Origin of the sequence: Leucobacter chromiiresistens (assembly GCF_001477055.1) — a bacterium.
Taxonomy (GTDB): domain Bacteria; phylum Actinomycetota; class Actinomycetes; order Actinomycetales; family Microbacteriaceae; genus Leucobacter; species Leucobacter chromiiresistens_A.
In genome coordinates this window covers 1-7,009 of the sequence record NZ_LDRK01000074.1, presented here as the reverse complement: position 1 = coordinate 7,009, position 7,009 = coordinate 1, and the positions used below count along the sequence as shown (strand labels likewise).

Sequence of the window (7,009 nt, the reverse complement as noted above, 5' to 3'; positions counted from 1 at the left end):
TTGCGCAGCGGCACCGTGGTGTGGGCGGCGCCCGACATCGCGATGAGCGCCGCGTACGCGTCGTAGAACGGCTCCAGGGTCACGACCTCGTCGCCCGGCCCCGCGAAGGCGAGCAGCGCCGCGGCGAGCGCCTCGGTCGCGCCCGCGGTGACCAGCACCTCGGCGGCGGGGTCGACGTCGAGGCCCGTGCGGCGGCGTCGCTGCTGCGCGATCGCCTCGCGCAGTGGGGCGATGCCGCGCCCCGGCGGGTACTGGTTGTCGCCGGTCAGGATCGCCTCGGCGGCGATGCGCCGAATCCACTCGGGGCCGTCGGCGTCGGGGAATCCCTGGCCGAGGTTCGCCGCGCCGGTCTCGTTCGCGAGCGCCGTCATCTCGGCGAAGATCGTGGGGCGGGTGGAGCCGTCGGCCCCCGCCAGCCCCGCCGCAGCCGCCACCGATCGCCATCGTTCGCTCATCCGCCCAGTCTAAGCGCGCACCCACCTCGCATGCGGCGGGCTGCCAGCGTCGCCCCGTAGCCTCCCCCTATGCCCGCACCGCACCCGCACAAAGCCGCCGCCGGCGGCGGGCGCCGTCGTCACTGGCAGCGAGCGGCGCGCGTGCGCGCGCTCATCAGACGCGTGCCCTGGCTCGACGCCCTCTACCGTGTTGCGCTCACCGCGGTCGGCGCGATCATCGTGATCGCCGGGCTGATCCTGGTGCCGCTGCCCGGGCCCGGCTGGCTCATCGTGTTCTTCGGGCTCGCGATCCTCGGCACCGAGTTCCACTGGGCGCGCCGCCTTCTGGGCTGGGTGCGCATGGCGGTGGCGCGCGTGACGGAGCGCTGGCGCGTCTGGCGTGCGCGCCGCGCCGCGTACAGCACGTGACGCGGCGCCCCGAGCAGACGCGGCGCCCCGAGCAGACGCGGCGCCCCTGAGCGGACGCGGCGCCCCTGAGGAGACGCCGCGCCCCGGAACGGCGGCGGCGCCCCGGATCTGCGTGTGCAGGTCCGAGGCGCCGAGGCCCGAGCGCGGTGCGCTACTTGACGAGCGGGATGTTGAAGATGAAGCCCGGCTGCTCGCCGCGGCGGAAGCCGTCGCTCGCCTTCACCGCGGCGATGATGTGGAAGATGAAGAGCACGAGCGACCCGATGCCGAGCAGGAACCCGAAGATGAACCCGATGTAGGGGATCAGGGCCAGGATCCACGTGACCACGCCGACGCCCACGCGCAGCAGCGAGAAGTTCAGGTTGTCGCGCTGGTACGCGTACACGCGCTGATCGCCCTTGTCCTTGTCGATCAGGTAGAAGATGAGTGCCGGGATCCAGGAGAAGAAGACCGACAGCCAGTAGTTGAGCACCACGTTCGTGGCGGGATCGGCGGCCGGCTGACCGTACCCGGCGGGCGGCTGCTGGTAGCCGCCGGGGGGCGGCGTCTGGCCCGGAGCGCCGTAGTGCGGGGGCTGCTGCGGCTGCTGGTAGCCCGGCTGCGGCTGCTGCGGCTGCTGGTACTGCGGAGCCTGCGGGGGGACCGGCGGACCGCTGGGCGCCTGGTACTGCGGCGCCTGGAACTGGGGCGCTGCCGGGGGAGCCGAGGGCGCGGCCGGAGGAGCCTGCGGCACGGTGGGCGGAGCGGGCGGAGCCGGAGGCGTCGTCGGCGCGGGATCGCCTGCACCGTGGCCGGCGGGCTCGCGGCCGGGCTGATCCTCAGGGGGCAACGTAGTCATGTTCGGTCTCCTTCAAGACGTAGGATGCGACTTTGAGGCTACCGCAGGTGCATCGGGTCGCGGTAGCGGCTTGCGCCGCACGGGAACCGCCGTGCGAGAGGCGGTGCGCACCGCACGTGCGCCGCGCCGCCTAGAACGCGTCGGGGCTCGGCGCCGCGGTGTGGAGGATCGCCACGTCGGCATGGCGGTCGAAGCGGTAGCCGGTGCCGCGCACCGTGCGCACGATGTCCTGGTACTGGGCGAGCTTCACGCGGAGGCGGCGGATGTGCACGTCGATGGTGCGCTCGCTCGGCACCTCCTCATCACTGCCCTCGCTCCACAGCGCGGCGATGAGCTCCTCACGGCTGATGGTGCGGCCCTCGCGCAGCACGAGGTACTGCAGCAGCTCGAACTCGCGGAAGGTGAGGGCGGCGGTCACGTTGTCGAGCAGCACGCGCTTGCGCGAGAGGTCGAGGATCACGCCGGAGGCGGCGTGATCCTGCTCCTCGGCCTCGTGCTGCTTCTGACGGGCCACCGCGGCGGGGTCGCCGAGTGCGAGGCGCACGACGTCGACATCGCGACCGCCGGTCTGCTCGGGGGCGAGGGCGACGGCGGCGTAGGTCTCGGCGGCGGGCGCGAGTTCGGCGACGAGCTGCTTGATGCGGGTGACGATGGCGCCGAGCTTCGGATCGCCGTCGGCGATCTTGTCGTCAGCGAGGCCGACGTAGAGCGCGAAGCCGCGCACCTCCGTGCCCTCGGGAACGCGGCGTTCGGGCGCCGACTGCGGGGCGAGGTCGGCGGCGAGGTCGGGGCGGGCGGCGCGGAGGGTCTGCGTGGTGGCGTTCATGATGATGTCCTTAGGGAGGTGTCGAATGCGTGCCGCGCTGCGGTGCGCGACGCTTCGGCCGGTGATCGGCCGGTGGTGCGGGCGATACGGTGCGCGGCTCTCGCAGATCGGAGAGAGACGGCGCTCGGTGCGGAGGGCACCCCGTGATCGCGGCGACGGGACGTGTCGCCGGGTGGACGTACTGCTCAGAAGACGTTCACATGCACATTCGACAACGCATGACACTCTGCCCGGCCATCATCATGCCGGGGTTCCCGAAGTTCACCTCGAAGGCGGACTGGGGACGAATGGTCTCATGCATAACCGCAAGTTAAGCAAAGCATTGCTCCGGGTGTCAAGCGCCAAGAGGAGCAATTGCTCGATCAGGGCGCGGTCAGTCGCCCGCGGTGCCGTACAGGCGGTCGCCCGCGTCGCCGAGGCCCGGCACGATGTAGGCCTGCTCGTTCAGCCCGTCGTCGAGCGCGCCGAGCACCAGCGTCACCTCGCGATCGCCGGCGGCCTGCTCGATCGCCTCGACGCCCTCGGGGGTGCCGAGCACGCAGATCGCCGTGACATCGTCGGCTCCGCGGTCGAACAGGAACTTGATAGCGGCCGCCAGCGATCCGCCCGTCGCGAGCATCGGATCGAGCACGAAGCACTGCCGCCCCGCGAGCGACTCGGGCAACCGCTCGGCGTACGTCGTGGGCTGCAGCGTCTCCTCGTCGCGGGCCATGCCCAGGAACCCGACCTCGGCCGTGGGCACCAGCTTCACCATGCCCTCGAGCATGCCGAGCCCGGCGCGCAGAATCGGAACGATGAGCGGCAGCGGCTCGCTCAGCTTCACGCCCGTGGTCGGGGCGACCGGCGTCTCGATGGCGTGCGGCTCGACCCGCACCTCGCGCGTCGCCTCGTAGGCGAGCAGCGTCATGAGCTCCTCGATCAAGAGCCGGAACGTCGGCTGTGAGGTCTTCGTGTCGCGCAACACGGTGAGCTTGTGGGTGATGAGGGGATGATCCGCAACGAAGACTCGCATGCGCCTATTCTATTGGCGTGACCCCCATCCCCCCATCGCGCTCGGAGCTGGCGTCGATGGGCCTCGCCCTCGCCGCAGCCCGGGACGCGGGCGACGCGGGCGAGATCCCGGTCGGCGCCCTCGTGCTCGACGCCGACGGCGCGGTGATCGGCGCGGGCCGCAACATGCGCGAGGCGATGCCGGATCCGACGGGCCATGCCGAGGTCATCGCGATCCGCGAGGCCGCCGCAGCTCGCGGGAGCCGGGTGCTCGACGAGTGCACCCTCGTCGTGACGCTCGAGCCGTGCGTCATGTGCGCCGGCGCCATTCTCGCGGCCCGCATTCCGCGCGTGGTGATCGGGGCGTGGGACGAGAAGGCGGGCGCCGCGGGCAGCGTCTACGATCTGCTGCGCGACGGGCGTCTGCCGCACGCCGTGCCGGAGGTGGTGGGCGGAGTGCGCGCCGACGAGTGCGCCGCCCTGCTCCGCGCCTTCTTCGAGCACCGCCGCTAGCGGTCGGCGCACCGCCGCCGCACCGCGCCGCCGCGCCGCTGCCGTGCCGCCGCTCCGATTCTGCGAGCGGGGTCACTTCTCGTGCGTGTCGGCCGCGCGACACCCACGGAAAGTGACCCCGCTCGCAGGATGAGCAGCGGGGCGGCCGATCAGCCGCCCGGTCAGGCGCGCGGCGCGACCGTCACCGGCTCGGGGGCGAACGACACCACGACGCGGTCGCCCGCGCGGAACACCTCGTCGGCGGCGTGCTGCGACGCGAGTTCGGAGCCGTCGTCGAACTGCACCACGGTGCGCCGGATCGGCCCGAGGAACCCGCTCGACAGCACCGTGCCGCTCAGCGGCGAGGCGAAGGATCCCGGGGCCTCGACGGCGAGCCGCACGTGCTCGGGCCGCACATACGCCGTCACCGGGGCGCCCGCGACGCCGGTGGTGCCCGAGGCGTCCGGCGCGATCAGCGGGAGCCGGGCGCCGCGCACGTTCACGCGATCCTGCTCGCGCGTGCCCGCGAGCCGGTTCGAGAGCCCCACGAAGTCGGCCACGAAGGGCGACGCCGGCCGCCGGTACAGGTCTTCGGGGGTGCCGAGCTGCGCGATCCGGCCGCCCTCCATCACCGCGACGCGGTCGGAGACGGCGAGCGCCTCCTCCTGGTCGTGCGTGACGAACACGGTGGTGATGCCGAGCTCCGTCTGAATGGCGCGGATCTGCTCGCGCAGCCGCACCCGCACCTTCGCGTCGAGAGCGGAGAGCGGCTCGTCGAGCAGCAGCGCCCGGGGCCGTGTGACGAGCGCGCGGGCGAGCGCCACGCGCTGCTGCTGACCGCCCGAGAGCTCGTGCGGGAACCGCTCGGCGAGGTGCGAGAGCCCGACGATCTCGAGCATCTCGCCGATGCGCGACGCCCGCTCGCCCTTCGGCACTCGGCGCATGCCGAGCCCGAACTCGATGTTGCGGGCCACGGTCAGGTGCGGGAACAGGGAGTACTGCTGGAACACCATGCCGATGTCGCGACGGTTGACCGGCACATCGGTGACATCGTCATCGCCGATCCGCACCCGGCCCGAGGTGACGTCTTCGAGCCCGGCGATGCAGCGCAGCGCGGTCGTCTTGCCGCACCCCGACGGGCCGAGCAGGCACACGAGCTCGCCGGGTTCGAGCGCGAGGTCGATCCCGTGCAGCACCGTGGTCGCGCCGTACGCCTTGGTCACCGCTTCGAGGCGCACCGCGGCGCCGGCTCGGGTCTGGGTCGTGGTGGCGTTCATGATCGGGGCTCCTGAGGGGTCGAGGGGCGGGAACCGCGCCGTGCGCTGCGGCGCGGCGCGCCCCCGGTGCTGCTGACGAGGAGCAGCACGACGAAGGCGCCGACCAGCGAGAGCAACGATACCGCGACGGCGACGAAGGGGTCGGACTTGGAGATCTGCAGCAGCGCCGTCTGCAGCGTCATCCGGTTGAGCAGCGAGGAGACGGTGAACTCGCCCAGCACGATCGCGATGGTGAGGAGCGACGCGGCGAGGAGGCCGCGGCGCACGCCGGGGGCGATGACGCGCAGCAGCACGGCGCCCCACCCGGCGCCGAGCGAGCGGGCCGCTTCGGCGCGAGTGCGCGCATCGATGCCCTGCAGGTCGGCGGCGATCGCGCGGTAGGCGAAGGGCAGCACGAGCACGCCGTACGCGAGCGAGAGCGTCCAGGCGCCCGAGCCGACCATCGTGCCGAGCACGCGGTAGATCGGCGCGAAGCCGACGACGAGCACGATGGCGGGGATCGCGATGGGCAGCACGGTGAGCAGGTCGAGGGCGCGCTCCAGCCGGGGGTGGCGCAGATGCACGAGCACGATGGTCGGGGCGAACACGCCGAGCACGATGGCGAGGGTGAGTGCGGCGAGCGCGAACGAGTTGCCGAGCCCCTGGAAGAGGGGCCGGTAGGTGCGCGCATTCTCGGGGTCGAACAGCCCCGCCCAATGGTCGAGGCCGTACCCGCCCGAGGTCTGCCGGAGGGTGAACTCGAGCATCGCGGCGAGCGGGATCAGGAAGACGAGGCCGATGAGCGAGACGACGGCGTACGCGACGCCCCGCGACGGTCGGCCGGGCACGCGCGCGCTCATCGCTGCCACCGCCCGGCCCGGGCCATGAGCCTGCTGTAGGCGAGCATCACGACGGTCATCACGAGGATCATGCCGAGGGCGAGCACGCCTGCGGTGGCGGAGTTCGATCCGCCCGTCTCGCCGATGAGTGCGGCGCGGATCTGCAGCGGCACGATCTGGGAGCCCTGACTGATGAGCGCTGCGGCGGTCGCGTACGACGAGAAGGCGTTGGCGAAGAGCAGCAGCAGGGAGCCGAAGAAGGCGGGTGCGAGCACGGGGAGCCCGACGCGCCCCCAGTAGGTGAGGCTGCCGCCGCCGAGCGTCGCGACCGCCTCCGCCCAGCCCGGCTTCAGCGCGACGACCGCGGGCAGGAAGGTGATGACCATGAGGGGCACCTGGAAGTAGAGGTAGGGGAGGATCAGCCCGGGCAGCTCGTACAGCCACACGCCCTCGGCGTAGATGTCGATGCCGAGCCGCTCGCGCAGGCCGACGGTGACGAGGCCCTGGATGCCGATCGTCGCGACGAAGGCGAACGCGAGCATCACGCCGCCGAACTGCGCGAGCACCGAGCTCGCGGCGTCGATGACGCGGCGCAGCGGCCCGCGCTCGGGGAGGGCGGCGAGCGCCCAGCAGAGGATCGCGCCGACCACGGCGCCGACGACGGCGGTGATGCCGCTCACCCGCACGCTCGCACCGAAGGCGCCGAGTGTCGCCGGGGCGGCGAGCACCTGCAGGTTCGCGAGGGTGAAGCCGCCGGCGTCGGTGAAGCCGCTGCTCACGGCGAGGACGGTGGGCACGGCGAGGAAGAGCAGGATGTACGCGGTGAACGGGACGAGCCCGATCACCGATGCGAGGCGTTTCACGTGGGCTCCGGAAGGGTCGGCAGAGCGGGGGCGGGGTGGGTG

9 protein-coding genes are annotated in these 7,009 nt (G+C 72.5%); 2 read left to right on the top strand and 7 right to left on the bottom strand.

Going from position 1 to position 7,009, the window contains the following annotated elements; all coding sequences use genetic code 11:
- On the bottom strand, nt 1-455 hold a 455-nt coding region (locus NS354_RS09995; protein ID WP_193750760.1), incomplete at its 3' end, for an aminotransferase class I/II-fold pyridoxal phosphate-dependent enzyme.
- 69 nt (nt 456-524) lie between these two features.
- On the opposite strand from NS354_RS09995, the gene NS354_RS09990 reads away from it, so the two are divergent.
- Nucleotides 525-863, top strand: a complete 339-nt coding sequence (locus tag NS354_RS09990; RefSeq protein ID WP_058594360.1) for a TIGR02611 family protein — start codon at nt 525-527, stop codon at nt 861-863.
- Between the two features lie 151 nt (nt 864-1,014).
- On the opposite strand, the gene NS354_RS09985 is transcribed toward NS354_RS09990, so the two are convergent.
- From NS354_RS09985 to upp, 3 genes are all read right to left on the bottom strand, one after another.
- A complete protein-coding gene (locus NS354_RS09985; protein ID WP_153002176.1) occupies nt 1,015-1,701 on the bottom strand; it encodes a DUF4870 domain-containing protein in 687 nt (228 codons plus the stop codon).
- Between the two features lie 130 nt (nt 1,702-1,831).
- Nucleotides 1,832-2,527: a winged helix-turn-helix domain-containing protein gene (locus NS354_RS09980; protein ID WP_010155945.1), complete on the bottom strand. Its 696-nt coding sequence runs from the start codon at nt 2,525-2,527 to the stop codon at nt 1,832-1,834.
- A gap of 373 nt (nt 2,528-2,900) precedes the next feature.
- The gene (gene upp, locus NS354_RS09975) at nt 2,901-3,539 is read right to left on the bottom strand and encodes a uracil phosphoribosyltransferase (protein WP_010155946.1); all 639 of its coding nucleotides are present in this window, start codon (nt 3,537-3,539) and stop codon (nt 2,901-2,903) included.
- A gap of 56 nt (nt 3,540-3,595) precedes the next feature.
- Between upp and NS354_RS09970 the strand changes: the two genes are divergently transcribed.
- On the top strand, nt 3,596-4,030 hold the full coding sequence (locus tag NS354_RS09970; RefSeq protein WP_058594358.1) for a nucleoside deaminase: 435 nt from the start codon (nt 3,596-3,598) through the stop codon (nt 4,028-4,030).
- A gap of 161 nt (nt 4,031-4,191) precedes the next feature.
- Here the strand turns inward: NS354_RS09970 and NS354_RS09965 are convergent, their stop codons facing one another.
- The 3 genes from NS354_RS09965 to NS354_RS09955 are packed head-to-tail and all read right to left on the bottom strand — an operon-like array spanning nt 4,192 to nt 6,967.
- Nucleotides 4,192-5,286, bottom strand: a complete 1,095-nt coding sequence (locus NS354_RS09965; RefSeq protein WP_058594357.1) for an ABC transporter ATP-binding protein — start codon at nt 5,284-5,286, stop codon at nt 4,192-4,194.
- Nucleotides 5,283-6,125 carry an ABC transporter permease gene (locus NS354_RS09960; RefSeq protein ID WP_058594356.1) on the bottom strand — a complete coding sequence of 281 codons (843 nt, stop codon included), beginning with the start codon at nt 6,123-6,125 and terminating at the stop codon, nt 5,283-5,285. The genes NS354_RS09965 and NS354_RS09960 overlap by 4 nt, the downstream gene beginning before the upstream one ends.
- Entirely contained in the window at nt 6,122-6,967 is an 846-nt protein-coding gene (locus NS354_RS09955; RefSeq protein WP_058594355.1) for an ABC transporter permease, read from the bottom strand. The genes NS354_RS09960 and NS354_RS09955 overlap by 4 nt, the downstream gene beginning before the upstream one ends.
- Between the last annotated feature and the right edge of the window lie 42 nt (nt 6,968-7,009).